Here is an 18,284-nt window from a genome sequence, read left to right on the forward strand (position 1 = left end):
GGTCGCCTTTCCTCGAATCGATGCGTCGATATCGCGAGAGCGCGCGATGCGCCCTCGCGTTTGCGGCCTTACTGTTTCATCGACTGTTCGAGAGCCTCGAAGCGCTCACGCACGAATGCGGTGCGCGCCTCGCCCTTCAGCGTCTCGCTCTCGGCGAGGATCGCAACGATCTGCTTGGTCACCTTGCGGCGCCGCACCACTTCTTCTTCGACGGTGGCGCCCTGCGGGATTTCGAACACGTTGCCCGAGCAGAAGCTGTTCGGCGCGCCCGCATTTTCGCGGAACCATTCCGCGAAGTTTTGCGCGGATGCGGCCGGGTTCGAACCGCGCAACGCATCGCGCAGCATCTTGCGAAACAGGAACACGCCCGCATCGAACTTGGTCGGATTTTCGAGCGAATGCACCGCGATCGGACGCTGACTGATGATCGCTTCGTAGTCGCCCGGTGCGTACTGCGCCTGCTTGTAGTTTGCGCGCTCGCGATGATTCGCCGGAATCGGCACGATATCCTCGATCGTGTAATCACCGAAGCGCTCGGGACGGCGCATCGCGACCTGGCCGTCGAGAAAGTCGATCGACTCATAGCCCACCAGTTCTTTCTTGCCGACGCCGCGCGTGTCGATACCAGGCCCCATCACACGCCAGCCGATCATCTTGCTGTTCTCGTCATCGACGGGCACGGTCCAGCGAATGATATGGAAGCGGCTGAAAAGCTTCTTGTTCGAGCCATCTTCCGACGTGTACGCGTGCAGGCTCAGATTCGGCAGCACCTGATGCTGCACGCGCACGAACAGCCGATCCTTGTTGACGCGACGCGCGCCCGCGCACGCGAGACTGCGGCCTTGCTGAACCGGCTGGAAGTGCATGTCGGGCGCCACCTCCATCGATGCCGCGCCGACTTCATCGAAGGTCGTCCCCTGAAACTGGCCCTTCACGACGTTCTTCGCGGCATGCAGCGCGGTCGGATGGAAGTTGTCCGCCGCATTGTCCTGTACCTGCAGCCAGTTGCAATGCTGGAAGTTGCTGTAGGCGACCAGTTCGTCGCCGGGCAAGACCGTGTAATCGCCTTCCCATTCCGGGAAAGGCGGCTCGTTCTCGGGCGGTCCCATGTACGCGAACACGAGACCGTGGCGCTCGACCGCTTTATACGCGCCCTGACGAATGGAACAGGCGTACTTCTCGGCCTCTTTCTCCTCGCCTTGCGGAAAAGGCACGTGCAGGCACGCGCCATCCACATCGAACACCATGCCGTGATAGCAGCACATGATGCCGCGTTCCTGAATCGCGCCATATTCCAGCGACGCGCCGCGATGCGCGCAATGGGCATGCAGCAGGCCCACGCGGCCGCTGCCGTCCCGGAACGCCACCAGTTCTTCGTTGAGGATCTTGAGATAGCGCGGCGTGTCGGTCAGTTCGATCGACATGCAGACCGGATGCCAGAACGCGCGCATGTACTCGCCCATCGGCGTGCCCGGTCCGGTCTCGGTGAGTTCCGGATCGTGGCCAGGCACCTTGTTCACGTAGTAACCGCCATACGGCACCAGTTTCTTGACCGTGGCGGCTGCGCCGCCGCTGCTCTTCTGCCCTTCCAGCTTGTCCGATTTGATGGTCATGGAAATCCTGTCTTGAGTGGGGTTGAGATTGATTGATGCCTGAGAACCGAATTCCGGTTACCGAACTCCGAACTCTGTATACAAAGATTAGCGATGAGCAGACGCCCTGTCTCTATGGGTAAACGCGAGTCGGTTCAGGCATGAAATAGCGCGCGTTGACGCGCGGCACCGCCGCCCTGTAACCTTGCCGTATTCTGTATCCAGAGATCACGGTCGAAATCATGCCCGCCAAACTTCTCAAGCTTCAGGCCCGCACGGACTACGTGGACGAGGTCTACAAGGTACTCCTCGACGCCATCAGCTCGGGTTCGCTCGCGCCCGGCACGCGCATCACGCAGGAAGAGATTGCCGAGCAGCTCGCCGTGTCGCGCTCTCCCGTGTTGCAGGCACTGCGCCTGTTGAAGAAAGACGGCCTCGTGATCGATGCGCCCGGACGCGGTTTGCTCGTCACGCCGCTCGATCCCGCATGGATCAGTCATCTCTATGAGATTCGCGGCGCGCTCGACTCGCTCGCCGCGCGCCTTGCCGCAGAACGTGGCGCGAAGATCGACAAGACGCTCATCACCAATGGCCGCCGCGCGTCCAAGAGCGACGACGTCAAAGCGATGATCGACGCCGACATGGCCTTCCATAACGCTATCTACGCGGCATCAGGCAATCCCCTGATCGCCGAGACCGCGCAGACGCACTGGGTGCATCTGCGCCGCGTGATGGGCGCGGTGCTGCAGGCATCGGGACAACGCAAATCGATCTGGGACGAGCACGCGGCCATCGCGACGGCGATATCCGAAGGCGATGGCCAGCGCGCCGCCGAGCTTACCGACCTTCACACCGCGAACGCACGCAAGAATCTCGTCGAGCGGCTCGGCCTCGTGTTGAGCGAGCAACGCGAGCGGAACGCGCAAGCCACGTGACGCTGGCCATGAAGCGCTCCGAACATCGACGCGAAAAACCCCGCTTTTGCGGGGCGTTCCGTTACGACGCGCGCCGGTCAATCGTCGCGCCGCCGGCTGTTCACGAGCGAGGCAGGCACGGTGAACACCAGCAGGCTGCCGATCACGCAGCTCACCGCGAGTCCCAGCACACCGTTGCCGGTCGAGCCCGAATGCGTCTGGATCACGCCGATGAGCCACGGACTCACGACCCCGGAAATGCTGCCCACGGAATTCGCCAGCGCGAGGCCCGCGGCCGCCGCGCCGCCGCTGAGAATCGCGGGCGGCAGCACCCAGAACTGCGAGATGGTCGTCACGACGCCCATCGTCGCGAGCGTGAGGCCGATCATGCCGAACAGCGTCGAATGCGCGAAGGCCACGCTCATGTACAGCCCGATCGCCCCGACGATGCCCGCACCCGCCAGATGCCAGCGACGCTCGCCACGCTTGTCCGAGCTATGACCCACCACGAGCATCGCGATCGCGCCGGCTGCATACGGAATCGCCGAAAGCAGACCGATGTTGAGCGTATCGGTTACGCCGCTCGCCTTCACGAGCGTCGGCAGCCAGAAGCTCACGCCGTAGAGGCCCATCGTGAAGAAGAAGTACGTCACGGAGAGCAAGAGTACCTTCGGGTGCAGCAGGCCGTCTCGCACGGAATGCAGCGCATGGGCCGGCTTTTCGTCGCGCAGATTGGCTTCGAGCATGGCCTTTTGCGAATCGCTGAGCCACTTCGCATCGGCGACCTTGTCGTCGAGATAGAAGAACGCCACGACGCCGAAGATCGCCGTCGGAATGCCTTCGAGCAGAAAGAGCCATTGCCATCCCGTGATGCCGTGTGCGCCGCTCATGTGCGTCATGATCCAGCCGGACAACGGGCCGCCGACCACGCCGGACATCGGAATGCCCGTCATGAACAGCGCGGTGACCTTGCTTCTGCGCGAAGCGGGAAACCAGTACGTGAGATAGAGCAGGATCGCGGGAATGAAGCCCGCCTCGGCCACGCCGAGCAGAAAGCGCATGACGTAGAAGCTCGTCGGCGTGGTGACGAACATCATCGCGGCGGATATGAGGCCCCACGTCACCATGATGCGAGCGATCCAGCGTCGCGCGCCCACGCGCAGCAAGATGAGGTTGCTTGGAACTTCGAACAACAGATAACCGATAAAGAACACGCCCGCCCCGGCGCCGTAGACGGCTTCGCTGAAATGCAGGTCGTTGAGCATCTGCAACTTCGCGAAACTCACGTTGATGCGATCGAGATACGCGCAGAGATAGCACACGAAGAGAAATGGCAGCAGACGCCATGTCACCTTCGCATACGTGGACGACTCGTCGCCCGCCAGATAGGCAACCGGACTGTGGGAACTCATGTTTTGTCTCCTGGTTATGTGATGCGTCTTGACGGTTCCCATGTTCGTCACCCGCACCACGAAAGACAAACGATGCCTGTTCATAGAACCATGACAGGCGCTCATGCATAAGGTATTTCCATGAGGCGCATCCCGAACTTCGTTCTCCTTCGCGCATTCGAAGCGGCTGCGCGACTGGAAAGCTTCACGCTTGCCGCGAGCGAGTTGCATCTCACGCAATCGGCGATCAGCCATCAGGTGAAAGAGCTCGAGCAATATTTCGGCAGACCGCTTTTTCATCGGCGCAACCGGCGCGTGGAGGCGACCTCCGAAGGCCGGCGCCTGCATGAAAGTCTGGGACGTGTGTTCGATGTGATCGAAGCCGCGTGTGCCGAAGTGACGCTGGATCCGCTGGCGCAAGTGCTCGCGGTTCACTGCGCGCCGAGTTTCGCGGCAAAATGGCTCGGGCCGCGCCTGCCCGAATTCATGCAGGCCTATCCGAACGTGACGATTCGCCTGTCCTCGGATGCGGAACCTGCCGATCTCTTGCGCGCACGCGAAGTGGATGTCGCAATTTCATATGGTTTCGCGCATGAACGCCCGGGCGTCGTCACGCGTGCATTGGGTACGGAGCGCATCATCGCGATGTGCTCGCCGTCGCTGTTGCGCGAAGGCGTGCCGATCGCGGAACAGATCGCCGGCATGACCCTGATCGACTCGCAATTGAGCCGCGTGACGTGGCCGGGCTGGTTTGCGCTCAACGGACTGGACATGCCGCACGGTCCGCGCCCTTCTTTCGACCGGGCAGCGCTCGCCATCTCGGCGGCGGTGGATGGCATGGGCGTCGCGCTGGAAACGACGCGCCTCGCCGAGCGCGAACTCGCGCGCGGCGATCTGATCGAGCTTGGCGCGGGCGTATTCGCGCCGCTCGCGCGGGAGACGCACTTTCTCTCTTATCGCGAGAATGAACGCAATGTCGAACGAGTGAAATGCTTTTGCGACTGGGTACTCGCCAAGGCCGGCCTCGAACAGACGGACGAGGCCGAAGCCAGGGTCTGATTCAAGCTGCCTGTCGCGCCCTTTCCTCGCCGACGATGCGCGCATGAGCATACACGCGATCGCGTTCGCGCGCGACGAGCGTGCGCTTGCCCGCGAGCGTCTGTCGATGGTATCTGGGATCACCCATCTGCATCACGTATTCGCCGTGACGGTGCCGCAGATAGCGCTGGAAGAATTCCACGCCGGGCAGGCCGCTGTCGAGCGCCATGAGTACGCCGTAGTCGATGTCGCGCACATCGGCGAGCGTTCCGATTGCGGATTCGAGCGCAGCATAACGCTGCGGCAACGGCACGCCTTTATCGCACAGCGCATGAAAGCGCTGATAGGTCAGCACTTGTCCGTGCGATGCACATCGCCATAACGCTTTCGCCAGCCGTTGACTGAGTTCCGTTTCCACGTTTCCTCCCGCAATGATGCGGATCGTATGCGTGCGACATTCCACCGTCGTTCGATAATGAACGACAGCAGCCGTTAGACTGGAAATCACCTGCAACGCCAAGAGGGATGCGCGAATCGCGCGATTGCGTTATGTCGTCTTGTACGCATCAGGTAGAAACCCGTTGCGTCAAAGCGTGAAACGCCAAAGCAAACTGTATTCGAATACTGGCCGAGTGCACCTTATTAACCGCAGTGCTTTTTAATTTCCCGTCTGGCAAGAAACCAGGCCAATGGCCAACAAAGCGAAATACGAAATGCGTTGAACGTCGAAGCTTGCCCGTTCCGGCACGAGGTTACTGATGCACCGTCAGCGCGCGCTTCGCGTCACGGCTGCAACCCGATTACATGCTAGCAAACATATCGCGGGAAACCAAGAAAAGTTTCCGCATGGAGGAACATCGCGCTTTCATCATCTGGCTGTCATTTTGCGGATTTTCCTTGATGCGCATCGCCGATGAATACTCCACGCGAATATCCGAAATCGCAAGAAGCATGGGTGAAAAAATGATTAAGACGCTTGATAGCGTGACTGCGCCGTCTTTCGCGCGGCACCGACCTTAAGACTGGTTTAAGCAACAGGGACTAAAACGTGTCACAGGAGGCACGCTTCGAACGTCCACGCGGATGGTCAGACCGGGCAACGCCGCACGCGCATCCCTACCGCGCGACGAGGCGAAGGCGATGACCATCCCATTCAGCCCGGCAGAACGCCGGGCTTTTTTTTATCCGCGCCGCCCATACGAGTGCGTTGCGCCGTCGCCGGTCTGCGCGATGGCGGCGGGAAGGTCGAAGCGAAACGTCGTGCCGCCGGCGCCGGCCGTATCGATGAGCCGGATTTGGCTACCGTGCAATTGCAGCATGCGCTGCACGATGAGCAAGCCGAGCCCTCCACGATGTGCGCCACCCGATGCGAACGGACGCTGGAAGAGCGCATCGCGCATTGCGGGCGCAATGCCCGGTCCCGTGTCGCTGATCGTGACCTCGACTCTGTCCGCGTGCTCGCCCGCGTTCGCAAGCGTGACGTTCACCGTGCCATGCGCGGGCGTGTGACGTATGGCGTTGTCGAGCAGGTTCGTGAGCACGCGCTCGATCATGCCCACGTCCGCCATCACGGCGACGAGACGCGGCGCGATGTGCGCGTCGAGCCGCACGCCGCGCGATTGCGCGGGCAACTCGAACTTCTCGAACACGTCCTGCACGAGATCGGCCAGCGAGAACGGCTCGGCTTCCGCCGCGACCATGCCATGTTCGAGCTTCGCGAGTTCGAACAGCGACTGCGCGAGATGGCCGACCTTTGCGCTCTGCGCGAGCGCGATCGAAAGATATCGGCGGCGGTCGGCCTCGGGGAGCGAATCGGCCTTGAGCGAAAGCGTCTCCAGATAGCCGTGCAGCGATGACAGCGGCGTGCGCAGATCATGCGAGATATTGGCGACCATCTCGCGCCGCTCGCGGTCCTGCTGGCCGAGCGCGCGCCATTGCTCGCCGATGCGCTCGGCCATCTGCGCGAATGCGCTTTCGAGCACGGCGATCTCGTCGCGCTCTTCGCTCTGGTCGACGTGACGCATCGAGAGCATTGGCGGTTGCACCGGCGCACCGCGCGCGTCGAACTTGCGCATTGCTTCGGTGAGCCGGCGCAAGGGCCGCGTGACGAGCCCGAACGCGACCACGCCCGCGACGAGGCCGAGCAGCGTGACGAGACCCATCGACGCGAGCGTCGTGCGCAACACCGCGCTCGCCGATGCCTTCGCGGCCAGCGCATCGTGCTCCTCGCCGAGCAGCACGACATAGACATAACCGAATGGCGGCTTGCCCGGCGCGGCGAGCGGCGCGGCGCTGAAGACCTTGCGGTTGTCGTCGCTGCGCGGATCGTCACCGAGAATCGGCAAGGGATCGCCGTCGAGAAATTTGCGCACGGGCGCGAGATCGACGTGATCGCGTTTGAGATGGCCGGCCGGCGCATCGTCGGCGCGAATGCGGCCCGTGCTGTCGAGCAGATAGACCTCGACGCTCGGATTCACCACCATCAACTGACTGAAGAGACGACGCACGGCGGGCGCATCGATATCGTTCGAATCGGCAAGCGAGTTATCGAGCGCGATATGCGCCGCGAGTCCGCGCGACAGACCTTGAATGACTTCCTTCTCGCGCAGATCGCTCGCGCGAATCTGCAACCACGCCGACGCGCCGCAGCATGCGAGCAGCAGCCCGCAGAACACCGCGAAAAGCCGTTGCGAAAGCGTGAGTTTCACGGCTCGCCATCCTTGCTTTCGGGCGCCTGGGTCGCGAGTTTATAGCCGTGACCCCAGACCGTGAGAATGCGCTTCGGATCGGCGGCGTCCTTTTCCACTTTCGCGCGCAGCCGGTTGATATGCGTGTTGACAGTGTGCTCGTAGCCCTCATGCCGATAGCCCCATACCGCATTGAGCAGGTCCATGCGCGAGAACACTTTGCCTGGATGACGCGCGAAGTGATACAGCAGATCGAATTCGCGCGGCGTGAGTTCGATGCGCGCGCCATCGACCCACGCTTCGCGCGCGAGCGGGTCCATGGCGATGCCCGCGACTTCGATGCGCCCGGTCTCCAGCCGCGAGTCCTTCGCGACGGCATCGACGCGGCGCAGCAGCGCCTTCACACGCGCGACGAGTTCCAGCACGGAAAACGGCTTGGCGAGATAGTCATCCGCGCCGAGTTCGAGGCCGAGAATGCGGTGCACCTCGCTCGAACGCGCGCTCGTGATGATGATCGGCGTATAGCGCGTCATCGCCCGGGCGCGGCGGCAGATTTCGAGGCCATCGACGCCGGGCAGCATCAGGTCCAGGATCAGCGCGTCCCAGCCGCCCTGTTCGAGCAGGCGCAACCCCTCGGCGCCGTCCGCGCTATGCACGACTTCATAGCGCTCGTCGCGCAGATGAAGACTCAGCACATCGGCGATATGCATGTCGTCTTCGACGATCAGAATGCGTTTCGGATGATCCATGAACGAATGACATCGACGGGCGGTAAAAAATGCGCGCTATCCGCAGAACAAAGCGACGAGCGTCCGTGCCATTGTGCAGAAAAGCGCGCGGCCAAGTATCACATTTAATTTAACTTTCGGTGAGGACTCGGGGACACGCGCGCGACTACGATCCGGCTAACCCACTCGAATACGAGGACACGCATCATGCCGACACGCCGCCGCTTTCTTTTGACGGGCACTGCCGCCGCAGCCGCCGCGTTCGCCTTCGGCGGGCGTCTGCGCGCGCTCGCGGCCGGCAGCGAAACGCCCGCGCCGCAGGAACGCTTCGAAGTCGTTCATACCGATGACGAATGGCGCGGCCTGCTGAATCCCCGGCAATTCGACGTGCTGCGCCGCGAAGGCACCGAGCGTCCCTATACGAGCCCGCTGAACGACGAACATCGCGCCGGCACGTTCGAATGCGCGGGATGCAGGCTCGCGGTGTTCTCGTCGCACACCAAGTTCGATAGTCACACGGGCTGGCCGAGCTTCTGGGCGCCGCTCGATCATGCGGTCGCGACTCGCATCGACGGTTCGTTCGGCGTCACGCGCACGGAAGTGCATTGCCGCCGCTGCGGAGGTCATCTGGGCCATGTCTTCGATGACGGTCCGAAGCCCACGGGCCTGCGCTATTGCATGAACGGCATAGCGATGAATTTCACGCCGGGCGCCGTGTAAAGCGCCCTCACCCAACGATCAACCTCGACCCGACACCATCATGCTGCTCATCGTCCTTGCCTATCTCGGCGGCGCGCTGACGATTCTCAGTCCGTGCATCCTGCCGGTGCTTCCTTTCGTGTTCTCGCGCGCGGATCAGCCGTTCGTGAAGAGCGGCCTGCCGCTGCTGGCGGGCATGGGCCTGACATTCGCCGCGGTCGCGACGCTCGCGGCGGTCGGCGGCGGCTGGGTCACGCAGGCCAATCAATACGGCCGCTGGGCCGCTATCGCGCTGCTCGCGATATTCGGACTCACGCTGCTGTTGCCGAGCCTGGCCGAGCGCGTGATGCATCCGCTCGTCAGCGCGGGCAATCGGCTCACCGCGTTCGCGCAGCGCGGCGACGGCAAGACGAGCGCCGGCGGATCGTTCATGCTCGGCATCGCGACGGGACTGTTGTGGGCGCCGTGCGCGGGCCCGATCCTCGGCCTCGTGCTGACGGGCGCGGCGCTCAATGGCGCGAGCGCCGGCACCACACTGTTGCTGCTGGCCTACGCCCTGGGCGCGGCGACCTCGCTTGCGGTCGCCCTGCTGATCGGCGGACGTGTGTTCGCAGCGATGAAGCGCTCGCTCGGCGCGGGCGAATGGGTGCGGCGCGGCATCGGTGCGGCGATGCTCGTCGGGGTCGTCGCGATCGGGTTCGGGCTGGACACGGGCGTGCTCGCCCGCGTGTCGACGGTGGCGACGTCGGGTATCGAACAGCAGCTCGTCGACCATCTCTCGAATCGAAACAGCGGCGCGATGATGATGTCCGCCAACGCGAACCGCGATGACAGCGCGCCCGCGATGATGCGCGCCAGCACCGAGCCGCCGAAGTCCCCGAATCCCGCGCCCTTGCCCGTGGAAGGCGCGCTGCCGCCGCTCGACGGCGCGGTGCAATGGATCAACTCGCCGCCGCTCACGAAGGAAGCGTTGCGGGGCAAGGTGGTATTGCTCGACGTGTGGACGTATTCGTGCATCAATTGCCTGCGCACGTTGCCGTATCTGAAGAGCTGGGCACAGAAGTATCGCGATCAGGGGCTCGTGGTGATCGGCGTGCACGCGCCGGAGTTCGCGTTCGAGCGCAATGTCGACAACGTGAAGAAGGCCGTCCACGATCTCGGCATCGACTATCCCGTCGCCATCGACAATAACTTCGCGATCTGGCGCGCGTTGAACAATCAATATTGGCCGGCGCATTATTTCATTGATGCGCAAGGCAACATCCGTTATCACCACTTCGGCGAGGGCGATTATGCCCACTCCGAGCATGTGATCCAGCAATTGCTCGCCGAGGCGGGCCACGGCGCGCCGCCCGCGATGGCGATGACCGCGAAAGCCGGCGACGACGCCATCGGTCAGGGCGCGATGTTGCAGGCCGATAACGCAGACATGCGCTCGCCCGAAACGTATATCGGTTATGAGCGCGCGGAGCAGTTCATGTCGCCGGGCGGAGAAGCGCCCGATCGTCTCCACGATTACGCGGCACCGAAGTCGCTCGACGTCAACGACTGGGGGCTTGCGGGCGCGTGGAAAGTCGGCGCGGAGCATGCCACGCTCGAAGGCGCGACGGGCCGCATCGTGTATCGCTTTCATGCCCGCGATCTGCATCTCGTGCTCGGGCCGACGAAGGACGGCAAGCCGGTGCGGTTTCGCGTGAGTATCGACGGCGCGGCGCCAGGCGCCTCGCACGGCAGCGACGTGCAGGCCGATGGAGCGGGTACCGTGACCGAACAACGCCTTTATCAGCTCGTGCGGCAAACGGGCCCGGTTGCGGATCGCACGTTCACGATCGAGTTTCTCGACCCCGGTGTCGAGGCCTACGCATTCACCTTTGGTTGAACCTGAGGAGCAGACATGTTGAAAACCACCAGCAAGACGTTCAAGGCCGCGAGCGTGGTCGTGCTGTTCGCGGGCGCGTTCGCATTGCAGCGCGCCGCGCATTCCAGCGAGAATGCTGTGAAGATTCCGGCGCCCGCGCACGACGAAACCGCAGCCGCCGTGCATACCGAAACCGCCGTGTTCGCGGGCGGCTGCTTCTGGGGCGTGCAAGGCGTGTTTCAGCACGTGCGCGGCGTGAAGGAAGTGATGTCGGGTTATGCCGGCGGCGCGGCGAACACCGCGCAATACGAACGCGTGAGCGAAGGCGATACGGGTCACGCGGAGTCTGTACGCATCACCTATGATCCGGCGCAGGTCTCCTATGGCAAGCTCCTGCAGATCTTCTTCTCGGTTGCGCATAACCCGACCGAGCTGAACTATCAAGGCCCGGACCACGGCACGCAGTATCGCTCGGCGGTGTTTCCGACCAACGCGGCGCAACGCGACATCGTCACTGCCTATGTCGCGCAACTCGACAAGGCGCACGTGTATGGCGGCAGGATCGTCACGAAGATCGAGGACTACAAGGGCTTCTATCCGGCCGAAGGCTATCACCAGAACTATTTGACGGAGCATCCGGACAGCCCGTATATCGCGATCAACGATCTGCCGAAGGTCGCGAACCTGAAGCAGATGTTCCCGGATGCGTATCGTCAGGACGCGGTGCTCGTGTCGGTCGCGTCCAGATAGGCGTCGAGAATCGCGAGCACGGTGGGCATGTTCCGGCGGCCGAAGCCGAGGCGAACATGCGCGTCGCCGTGATCGATCAGCGTCGAAGGCAGCAGCAGCACGCCGGTGCGTTCGAGCAGTCCGGCGCAGAATTGCTCCGCGCCTGCGCTCTTCAATCGCACGAAGGCGATCGTGCCCGCGCGCGGACGATGCCATGCGAAGCGGTCCGCGTGACGGGTGAAGAAATCGTCGAGCAGGCGCAGATTGGCGCGCACGATCGACACATTTCGTTCGACGAGCGCATCGGTGTGGCGCACCGCGATCGTCGAGAGATATTCGCTCGGCGCGCTGTTGCTGATGGTGAGATAGTCCTTGAACGTGCTCATGCGCGCGAGCACGTGCGCGCTCTTCGTCGCGATCCAGCCGAGCCGCAGGCCCGCGAGTCCGTGTGTCTTCGACAGCGCGCCGAGAGAAATCGCGCGCTCGTAGACATCGCATGCGGCGGGCAGGCGATCGGCAGGATCGTGTTCGAGTCCGCGATACACCTCGTCGCTGAAAAGCCATAGGCCGTGCTTGCGCGCAAATGCCACGATCGCATCGAACACGTCGCGCGTCGGCAGATAGCCGGTCGGATTATGCGGCGAACAGATCACGATCGCACGCGTCGCGGGCGTGACGAGCGTTTCCAGTTCGTCCGGATCGAGCGCCCAACCCGCTTCTTCACGCGCCTTCCACGGCGACACGCTTACGCCCAGCGCCTCGGCCACCGAATAATGCGACTGATAGCCGGGCATATGCACGATCACGTGGTCGCCCGCCGTCAGCATCGTGTTCATGAATGAATAAATGGCTTCCTGCGCGCCTGTGTGCACGATGATTTCATCTTCGCCAATCCGCTCGTAAAGCGTTGCGATCTCGCGACGCAGCGCCGGCGCGCCGGGGTATTCGGTATAGCCGAGCCACGTTTCGCGCAAACCGTCCATCGCATCTGGTTCGAGGGCGAGCAATTCGCCGATCGACATCGATTCGGGATCGGAGCTGCACAGCAAATGCCGCGCAGTGAATTCGTGCTGCGCGAAGTAGCGTTCCAGTTTGAAGGGGGTCGGTTGCATGGCGTGGCTTGATCGGGATCGAAGAAAGCCGTAGTCTGCTCTCGATCTGCACAATCAAACAGCTAAACTTTCTAATCCCGATTAAGGAACGCTAATGCTGGACTACGCCCTGCTCGATGCGCTGCTCGCTGTCGTTCGCACCGGTTCCTTCGAGCGCGCGGCACGCGATCTCAGCGTTACGCCTTCGGCCGTTTCGCAGCGCGTGAAGCTTCTGGAAGAACGTGTTGGGAGCCTGCTCGTCAAGCGCGGCCAGCCGTGCGAGGCGACAGCGTCGGGCGCGCTGCTGTGCCGTCATACCGAACGCGTGCAATTGCTCGAAGCGGAACTGGGCGGACGTATGCCGACCTTGCCTGGCACGCCGAGCGAGCGACGCGCGAAGCTGCGCATCGCGGTGAACGACGACAGCATGAGCACATGGTTCATCGACGCCGCGGCGGATTTCTGCATCGAACGCGAATTGATGCTCGATCTCGTCGTCGACGATCAGGATCACACCGCGCAGCGCATCCGTGAAGGCGATGTGCAAGGCGCGATCACCACGCAAGCCACGCCCGTGCCCGGCTGGCGCGCGACGAAGCTCGGACGCATGCGCTATCGCGCGGTATGCTCGCCCGCGTATTTCGCGCGTCATTTCGCCGACGGTCTTACACGCGACGCTTTGCGCAGCGCGCCGTGCGTCAATTTCAACGAGAAGGATGAGTTGCAGAAACGCTTTATCAAGCGCGTGAGCCGCGTGGATATCGAACCACCCGCGCATGTGGTGCCGCACGGAGAAGGTTTCGTGCGCGCCTGCACGTCGGGGCTTGCGTGGGGCATGTGTCCGCAACGGCTGATCGCGCGGCAACTCGAAAGCGGCGAACTCGTGGAGATGTCGCCGGGATCGCGCTTCGACGTGGACCTCTATTGGCAAAGCTGGCGGCTCGCGCTCGGCTGGCTCGACGATTTCAGCGCGATGCTCAAGCACCGCGCCAGGAGCTTTCTCGACTGAGAATTACGCGGTTTCGAACGAATCGACCCGATCTTTATAGAACGCCAGATGTTCCTTGATCGACGCAACGGCGTCGTACGGCGCTTCATAGGTCCACACGGCATTGGCCGCCTTTTCTCCACCCGACGGAATGCTGTAATAGCTGCATTCGCCCTTGTAAGGGCAATACGTGGCGTGCGACGTGCGTTCGAGCAGCGACATGTCCACGTCCTTGCGCGGGACGTATAACACTTCGGGATACGATGCCTCGCGCAACGAAAGCGCATCGGTGGTATCGGCGATGACACGCCCGCCCGCTTTCACGATCACGCGCGAGGGACTGCGCGTGATCGTGATCGGATGATCGGGACCGGGAATCTTGACGGCTCTGTCCATGACTGTATTCCAGCGAAGGAAAGAAACGATGGTAGCGCCGTTGCGCCGAACGCGCAGAACCCACAATCAACGGCCGAAGTAAATCGGCTTGGTGCCATCGTTGTTCATCGGCGGCATGGCGCGCATGCCCGAGGCCGATGCGCCGTCCCCCGCGCCACCGTATGCGTTCACATCCGCGTTGTGCTGGCGCGAGACGCGGCTTTCGGCAGCCTGAATATCCGACGGGTACGACGTGTTATCCGAGCGCGACGGATCGTAGCCTGCGGCTTCGACCTGCCGCAGATCCTGCTTCACCTGATCGCGCGTGACCGACGAATCGGCTTGCGCGAACGAGAGCGCCGGCGCCGCCACTACAGCGGCGATGGCCACGGCCTTGACGAACGATTTCATGGTGAACCTCCGGGTTGTGTTGGGCTCCGCACGATGTTTTCTGTGCGTGCTCCATGAATTCAGCATCGCCTGTGCCAGCCCCCGCTGCCGGTTCGCCTCCAATCGCACACTATGACGTCTTGCTTTCGATCGCCCTGACGAGCACATGGAGCAGCCGATTCGCCGGCGTCGGCACGCCGAGCGCCTCGCCGCGCCGCACGATCAGCCCGTTCAGATGATCGATCTCGCTCGCCTTGCCGCGCGCCAGATCCTGCGCGGTCGATGAAAACTGGTTCGGCATCGTCTCCGCGATACGGCGCACGGCGGCATCGACATCGCCGGGAATCGTCACGTTGTCGGCGCGGGCGACCGCGAGACATTCCTCGACGACATCGCGCATCGCCCGCGTGACGCCCTCGCCCTGCACGAGCCTGCCGTACGGCATCTGCGTGATCGCGGACAGCGCGTTGTAGGCGCAATTCAGCACGAGTTTGGCCCACAGCGCGCCGCGCACGTTGTCGGATATGTCGGTCGGCACGCCCGCCGCCACGAATGTGCGGGCGACCTCATCGCTTTTCGTCGACGGCTCGATCACGAGTTCGCCACGGCCGTTGTGCTTCACGTGCCCCGGCCCCGCCATTTCCGCCGCGACATACACCACTGCCGCCGCCGCCTCCTGCGGCAGCAGTTCGCGCAGACGCTCGGCATTCTCCACGCCGTTCTGCAGCGAGAGCAGCAGCGTATCGCTCTCGAGCCAGGGTGCGAGCGCGTGCGCCGCACTGTGGGTATCGGTGGACTTCACGCAGAACAGCACGAGCTCCGCGCCCTTCGCCGCGCTCGCTTCGGTGCTGGCGGTCACGCGCACGCGCTCATCGAAATGTTGCGTGTCGAGCCGCAGGCCATCGCGCGCGATCGCTTCGACATGCTGCGGCCGCGCGATCAGCACGACCTCGTGACCTGCGCGCGCGAGCATGCCGCCGTAATAACAACCGACCGCGCCCGCACCCATGACGGCGACTTTCATGTTTCGCTTCTCCTCGTTGCGTTGCTATGGCTCGAAACGGTAACACATGGCCGTTGCATCGCACGGCGCAGGCGATGCTTCGCATAACCGATTACGCGCAAACGCTTGCGCACGTCGACGGAAATTGCGCCGCATGCGCTGAGCGCGGCATTTTGTGGGCCGACGCACGATAGTCTGTTGAATTAGCGGTGAACCATATTGTTAAACCGGGGCGCACCGATATACGCTTCCTTTCAGCGGATCGACGATGCTGTCCAACCAACTGCCGACCGCTATGGGGTGTGCGGCGCATGCCGCATCGGGTAGCTGAAACCTGGGGACCAACTACACGGCAAGCCGGGGGGGAAGCGTTTTGCGCGAGCATGAGGCCGCGCGGCGCACCGACGCGCCGTGCTCTTAGACAAACGCTGGTTTCGCCGCTCGGCGACGAGTAGTGAGAAGCCATAGGCGTGGGCGTTATCACGAGAACAAGAAAATGAATCATGGATATGAAGCATCGCTCGTCAAGCGCGTGGTGAATCAACTCGTCGCGGGCATCGTGAGCGGCGAATACCAGGACAACGTGCTGCCGCCACAAGTCATTCTTTCGAAGAAGCACGGCGTGAGCCGCACCATCATGCGCGAGGCCCTGAGCATTCTCATCTCGCGCCGCATGCTCGACGTGCGGCCCAAGACGGGCACGCGCATCAAGCCGGCGCGCGAATGGCTCATCATGGATCCGGAAGTGGCCGAGTGGCGCATGCGGGCGCTGCACGATCCGGAGTGCTTTCGCAGGCTGATCGAGTTCCGCTCGCTCGTCGATCCGCCCGCCGCCGCGCTCGCCGCGACGCGCGCGAACCGGCATCAGCGCATCGCGATCAACGCGGCCTATCAGCGGCTCGTGCACGCAAGCCCATCCGAGCCGTTGCAGTCCGCCGCCGAAGAGGCGTTGCAGGCCGCCATCGTCGATGCGAGCGGCGACGAGTTGCTGTGCCAGATGGGCAGCGTCGTGCGCGTCGGCATCCGGACGCTGAAGGCCGCACTGCGCTCGCAACCGCATCCGCTGCCGCGCGTGCCCGAATCGCAACTGGGCGACTATGGCCGGCTCGTGCGCGCCATCGAAACCGCCGATGGCGACGGCGCGCGCAACGCGATGTCGCAGGTGCTCACGCGCACGGCCTCGCTCTGGGTCGAGGAAATCGCCTGAAATCGGCGTATCCATGCTGTCCGGTGCCGCAGCTGCGAGGCGGCCGCACCGTCTTCTCCGTTTCGGGAGCGCATCTTGCGCGCCCGATGCCGCAGTTTTCGGCTCGCATGCAGTCCACGTGTGACTACAATGAGTGAAGCCGGAGCAGGAAAACGGAGGCAAGAATGGCAGAGCTCGAAAAGGAAAAGGTCGTCGGCGTCCTGAACAGGATTCTCGAATCCGAACTGGCGGGCGTCGTGCGCTACACGCACTATTCGTTTCTCGTGTTCGGCTTCGGGCGTATTCCGATCGTCTCGTGGCTGCGCGCACAGGCCGACGAATCGCTCACGCACGCGCATCAGGCCGGCGAATGGATCACGACGCTGGGCGCGTATCCGTCGCTGGAAATCGGCCCGCTGCTGGACAATCACACTTTCGACATCGCGACCATCCTGCGTGAATCGCTGCAGGCGGAAACCGTCGCGCTCGGTTTGTATCGCGACTTGCTGAAGATCGTCGAAGACCGCTCCGTCGCGCTGGAGGAATACGCGCGGCAGATGATTCAGGTAGAGGAAATGCACGCGGGCGAAGTGGACAAGATGCTGCGCAGGCCGGGCGAAGTCGAGACCTCGCCGGAGCGCCGCTCGGGTCATACCTGATTTTCGCGCACCAACGAAAAACGCCGGTCCGCATTGCGTGGACCGGCGTCTGACACGCTTGTAGCGCCCGCGCGTTACTTCGGCTGCGCCACCGTGCGCAGATAGGGCTTCAGCGTCTTGAAGCCGTCCGGATACTTCTTCTTCGCGTCGTCGTCCGACACGGACGTCGGGATGATCACGTCTTCGCCCGGCCGCCAGTTCACCGGCGTCGCGACCGTGTGCTTCGCGTTCAGTTGCAGCGCGTCGAGCAGGCGCAGCACTTCGTCGAAGTTGCGGCCCGCGCTCATCGGATACGTGAACGTGGCCTTTACCTTCTTGTCCGGACCGACGATGAACACCGCGCGAATCGTCGCGTTGTCATTCGCCGTGCGCGGGTTCGCGCCGCTCGCGTTCGGGTGGATCATGTCGTAAAGCTTCGCGACGTTCAGGTCCGCGTCGCCGATCATCGGATAGTTGACCGCGGTGCCCTGCGTTTCCTCGATATCTTTCGCCCACTGCGAGTGGTTCGTCACCGGGTCGATCGACAGGCCGATCACCTTCGTGTTGCGCTTGTCGAACTCGGGCTTGAGCTTGGCCATATAGCCGAGCTCGGTCGTGCAGACCGGCGTGAAGTCCTTCGGATGCGAAAACAGGATCGCCCACTTGTCGCCGATCCACTCGTGGAAGCGGATCGTGCCTTCGGTCGTCTCTGCCGTGAAGTCAGGGGCTTCATCACCAATGCGTATAGCCATATCAAATCTCCACACGTGAGGAAAGTCCGGTGAACGTCCCATTGGTGAAACGGAACGGATTCCGGGGTTGAAAAGCGAAACTGTGAATCCGATTATAGTGCCCCGCGCACGGACGCCCCGGACGCGGGACCAAGCCCTTGAGCCGCGTGGGGTTTTGCAAGCTCGCTGACAGAACGCGGCACGCTTCGTGCTGCATGCGGTCGCCGTGAACGAGCGTGCGTGCGC

The 18,284-nt window shown here is 63.0% G+C and carries 18 protein-coding genes; 8 read left to right on the forward strand and 10 right to left on the reverse strand.

The window, feature by feature from the left end; genetic code table 11:
• Positions 1-68: 68 nt before the first annotated feature.
• Positions 69-1,613, reverse strand: coding sequence for a Rieske 2Fe-2S domain-containing protein (locus NK8_RS18235; RefSeq protein ID WP_162067485.1), 1,545 nt, complete (start codon positions 1,611-1,613; stop codon positions 69-71).
• Positions 1,614-1,834: 221 nt separating this feature from the next.
• On the opposite strand from NK8_RS18235, the gene NK8_RS18240 reads away from it, so the two are divergent.
• Positions 1,835-2,527, forward strand: coding sequence for a GntR family transcriptional regulator (locus NK8_RS18240; protein WP_213228743.1), 693 nt, complete (start codon positions 1,835-1,837; stop codon positions 2,525-2,527).
• A gap of 77 nt (positions 2,528-2,604) precedes the next feature.
• Here NK8_RS18240 and NK8_RS18245 read toward each other — a convergent pair whose 3' ends face one another.
• Entirely contained in the window at positions 2,605-3,918 is a 1,314-nt protein-coding gene (locus NK8_RS18245; RefSeq protein ID WP_213228745.1) for an MFS transporter, read from the reverse strand.
• Between the two features lie 120 nt (positions 3,919-4,038).
• Here NK8_RS18245 and NK8_RS18250 point away from each other — a divergent pair, with 120 nt between their 5' ends.
• A complete protein-coding gene (locus NK8_RS18250) occupies positions 4,039-4,956 on the forward strand; it encodes a LysR substrate-binding domain-containing protein (protein WP_213228747.1) in 918 nt (305 codons plus the stop codon).
• Position 4,957: 1 nt separating this feature from the next.
• Here the strand turns inward: NK8_RS18250 and NK8_RS18255 are convergent, their stop codons facing one another.
• From NK8_RS18255 to NK8_RS18265, 3 genes are all read right to left on the reverse strand, one after another.
• Positions 4,958-5,353, reverse strand: a complete 396-nt coding sequence (locus NK8_RS18255; protein WP_162067489.1) for a hypothetical protein — start codon at positions 5,351-5,353, stop codon at positions 4,958-4,960.
• A 763-nt stretch (positions 5,354-6,116) separates the two neighbouring features.
• Complete coding sequence (locus NK8_RS18260) at positions 6,117-7,643, reverse strand: HAMP domain-containing sensor histidine kinase (protein ID WP_213228750.1); 1,527 nt, start codon at positions 7,641-7,643, stop codon at positions 6,117-6,119.
• Entirely contained in the window at positions 7,640-8,371 is a 732-nt protein-coding gene (locus NK8_RS18265) for a response regulator transcription factor (RefSeq protein ID WP_213228753.1), read from the reverse strand. Before NK8_RS18265 ends, NK8_RS18260 begins: the two co-directional genes overlap by 4 nt.
• 186 nt (positions 8,372-8,557) lie before the next feature.
• Between NK8_RS18265 and msrB the strand changes: the two genes are divergently transcribed.
• From msrB to msrA, 3 genes are read left to right on the forward strand one after another with little or no spacing between them, the layout of a single operon-like run.
• Complete coding sequence (msrB, locus tag NK8_RS18270; RefSeq protein ID WP_213228756.1) at positions 8,558-9,070, forward strand: peptide-methionine (R)-S-oxide reductase MsrB; 513 nt, start codon at positions 8,558-8,560, stop codon at positions 9,068-9,070.
• Between the two features lie 40 nt (positions 9,071-9,110).
• Positions 9,111-10,928 carry a cytochrome c biogenesis protein DipZ gene (locus NK8_RS18275; RefSeq protein ID WP_213228759.1) on the forward strand — a complete coding sequence of 606 codons (1,818 nt, stop codon included), beginning with the start codon at positions 9,111-9,113 and terminating at the stop codon, positions 10,926-10,928.
• A 15-nt stretch (positions 10,929-10,943) separates the two neighbouring features.
• Positions 10,944-11,657 carry a peptide-methionine (S)-S-oxide reductase MsrA gene (gene msrA, locus NK8_RS18280; protein WP_213228761.1) on the forward strand — a complete coding sequence of 238 codons (714 nt, stop codon included), beginning with the start codon at positions 10,944-10,946 and terminating at the stop codon, positions 11,655-11,657.
• Here the strand turns inward: msrA and NK8_RS18285 are convergent.
• A complete protein-coding gene (locus NK8_RS18285; protein ID WP_213228763.1) occupies positions 11,621-12,748 on the reverse strand; it encodes an aminotransferase class I/II-fold pyridoxal phosphate-dependent enzyme in 1,128 nt (375 codons plus the stop codon). The two genes, msrA and NK8_RS18285, sit on opposite strands and share 37 nt — an antisense overlap.
• A 94-nt stretch (positions 12,749-12,842) precedes the next feature.
• Here NK8_RS18285 and NK8_RS18290 point away from each other — a divergent pair, with 94 nt between their 5' ends.
• Positions 12,843-13,736, forward strand: a complete 894-nt coding sequence (locus tag NK8_RS18290; RefSeq protein ID WP_213228764.1) for a LysR family transcriptional regulator ArgP — start codon at positions 12,843-12,845, stop codon at positions 13,734-13,736.
• A 3-nt stretch (positions 13,737-13,739) separates the two neighbouring features.
• Here the strand turns inward: NK8_RS18290 and NK8_RS18295 are convergent, their stop codons facing one another.
• The 3 genes from NK8_RS18295 to NK8_RS18305 form a co-directional block, all read right to left on the reverse strand.
• On the reverse strand, positions 13,740-14,111 hold the full coding sequence (locus tag NK8_RS18295; RefSeq protein ID WP_162067497.1) for a DUF427 domain-containing protein: 372 nt from the start codon (positions 14,109-14,111) through the stop codon (positions 13,740-13,742).
• A 66-nt stretch (positions 14,112-14,177) separates the two neighbouring features.
• On the reverse strand, positions 14,178-14,501 hold the full coding sequence (locus tag NK8_RS18300; protein ID WP_213228765.1) for a DUF4148 domain-containing protein: 324 nt from the start codon (positions 14,499-14,501) through the stop codon (positions 14,178-14,180).
• Positions 14,502-14,610: 109 nt separating this feature from the next.
• Positions 14,611-15,504, reverse strand: coding sequence for a ketopantoate reductase family protein (locus NK8_RS18305; protein WP_213228767.1), 894 nt, complete (start codon positions 15,502-15,504; stop codon positions 14,611-14,613).
• A 475-nt stretch (positions 15,505-15,979) separates the two neighbouring features.
• Between NK8_RS18305 and NK8_RS18310 the strand changes: the two genes are divergently transcribed.
• Both NK8_RS18310 and NK8_RS18315 read left to right on the forward strand, forming a co-directional pair.
• The gene (locus NK8_RS18310) at positions 15,980-16,690 is read left to right on the forward strand and encodes a FadR/GntR family transcriptional regulator (protein WP_162067500.1); all 711 of its coding nucleotides are present in this window, start codon (positions 15,980-15,982) and stop codon (positions 16,688-16,690) included.
• A gap of 164 nt (positions 16,691-16,854) precedes the next feature.
• The gene (locus tag NK8_RS18315) at positions 16,855-17,328 is read left to right on the forward strand and encodes a bacterioferritin (protein WP_162067501.1); all 474 of its coding nucleotides are present in this window, start codon (positions 16,855-16,857) and stop codon (positions 17,326-17,328) included.
• Between the two features lie 74 nt (positions 17,329-17,402).
• Here NK8_RS18315 and NK8_RS18320 read toward each other — a convergent pair whose 3' ends face one another.
• Positions 17,403-18,059 (reverse strand): peroxiredoxin, encoded by a 657-nt coding sequence (locus NK8_RS18320; RefSeq protein WP_162067502.1) that lies wholly within the window; start codon positions 18,057-18,059, stop codon positions 17,403-17,405.
• Positions 18,060-18,284 lie beyond the last annotated feature (225 nt).

The organism is Caballeronia sp. NK8, from assembly GCF_018408855.1.
Classification (GTDB): Bacteria; Pseudomonadota; Gammaproteobacteria; order Burkholderiales; family Burkholderiaceae; genus Caballeronia.

Excerpts from the sequence above, each read along its gene's own strand:
- msrA (WP_213228761.1), top strand. The coding sequence starts at position 10,944 with ATGTTGAAAACCACCAGCAAGACGTTCAAGGCCGCGAGCGTGGTCGTG.
- NK8_RS18265 (WP_213228753.1), bottom strand. The coding sequence starts at position 8,371 with ATGGATCATCCGAAACGCATTCTGATCGTCGAAGACGACATGCATATC.
- NK8_RS18305 (WP_213228767.1), bottom strand. The coding sequence starts at position 15,504 with ATGAAAGTCGCCGTCATGGGTGCGGGCGCGGTCGGTTGTTATTACGGC.
- NK8_RS18275 (WP_213228759.1), top strand. The coding sequence starts at position 9,111 with ATGCTGCTCATCGTCCTTGCCTATCTCGGCGGCGCGCTGACGATTCTC.
- NK8_RS18290 (WP_213228764.1), top strand. The coding sequence starts at position 12,843 with ATGCTGGACTACGCCCTGCTCGATGCGCTGCTCGCTGTCGTTCGCACC.
- NK8_RS18245 (WP_213228745.1), bottom strand. The coding sequence starts at position 3,918 with ATGAGTTCCCACAGTCCGGTTGCCTATCTGGCGGGCGACGAGTCGTCC.
- NK8_RS18250 (WP_213228747.1), top strand. The coding sequence starts at position 4,039 with ATGAGGCGCATCCCGAACTTCGTTCTCCTTCGCGCATTCGAAGCGGCT.
- NK8_RS18320 (WP_162067502.1), bottom strand. The coding sequence starts at position 18,059 with ATGGCTATACGCATTGGTGATGAAGCCCCTGACTTCACGGCAGAGACG.
- NK8_RS18235 (WP_162067485.1), bottom strand. The coding sequence starts at position 1,613 with ATGACCATCAAATCGGACAAGCTGGAAGGGCAGAAGAGCAGCGGCGGC.
- NK8_RS18285 (WP_213228763.1), bottom strand. The coding sequence starts at position 12,748 with ATGCAACCGACCCCCTTCAAACTGGAACGCTACTTCGCGCAGCACGAA.
- NK8_RS18295 (WP_162067497.1), bottom strand. The coding sequence starts at position 14,111 with ATGGACAGAGCCGTCAAGATTCCCGGTCCCGATCATCCGATCACGATC.
- NK8_RS18310 (WP_162067500.1), top strand. The coding sequence starts at position 15,980 with ATGAATCATGGATATGAAGCATCGCTCGTCAAGCGCGTGGTGAATCAA.
- NK8_RS18300 (WP_213228765.1), bottom strand. The coding sequence starts at position 14,501 with ATGAAATCGTTCGTCAAGGCCGTGGCCATCGCCGCTGTAGTGGCGGCG.
- NK8_RS18240 (WP_213228743.1), top strand. The coding sequence starts at position 1,835 with ATGCCCGCCAAACTTCTCAAGCTTCAGGCCCGCACGGACTACGTGGAC.
- msrB (WP_213228756.1), top strand. The coding sequence starts at position 8,558 with ATGCCGACACGCCGCCGCTTTCTTTTGACGGGCACTGCCGCCGCAGCC.
- NK8_RS18315 (WP_162067501.1), top strand. The coding sequence starts at position 16,855 with ATGGCAGAGCTCGAAAAGGAAAAGGTCGTCGGCGTCCTGAACAGGATT.